Origin of the sequence: Enterobacter sp. EC_64, assembly GCF_019584165.1 — a bacterium.
GTDB classification, from domain to species: domain Bacteria; phylum Pseudomonadota; class Gammaproteobacteria; order Enterobacterales; family Enterobacteriaceae; genus Enterobacter; species Enterobacter roggenkampii.
Window position 1 is genome coordinate 1 of record NZ_VDAS01000079.1, and the last position, 609, is coordinate 609.

Here is a 609-nt window from a genome sequence, read left to right on the forward strand (position 1 = left end):
TGTGGGCCTTCATGCCAAAGTGCCACTGATTGCCTTTCTTGGTCTGATGCATCTCCGGATCGCGTTGCTGCTCTTTGTTCTTGGTAGAGCTGGGTGCCTCAATGATGGTGGCATCGACCAAGGTGCCTTGAGTCATCATGACGCCTGCTTCGGCCAGCCAGCGATTGATGGTCTTGAACAATTGACGGGCCAGTTGATGCTGCTCCAGCAGGTGGCGGAAATTCATGATGGTGGTGCGATCCGGCAAGGCGCTATCCAGGGATAACCGGGCAAACAGACGCATGGAGGCGATTTCGTACAGAGCATCTTCCATCGCGCCATCGCTCAGGTTGTACCAATGCTGCATGCAGTGAATGCGTAGCATGGTTTCCAGCGGATAGGGCCGCCGGCCATTACCAGCCTTGGGGTAAAACGGCTCGATGACTTCCACCATGTTTTGCCATGGCAGAATCTGCTCCATGCGGGACAAGAAAATCTCTTTTCTGGTCTGACGGCGCTTACTGCTGAATTCACTGTCGGCGAAGGTAAGTTGATGACTCATGATGAACCCTGTTCCATGGCTCCAGATGACAAACATGATCTCATATCAGGGACTTGTTCGCACCTTCC

General features: G+C 53.4%; 1 pseudogene. It reads right to left on the minus strand.

From position 1 onward, the window contains the following. A pseudogene (locus tag FHC52_RS22520) lies at positions 1-541 on the minus strand (IS5-like element IS5B family transposase); the annotation flags it as partial. Positions 542-609: the final 68 nt, after the last annotated feature.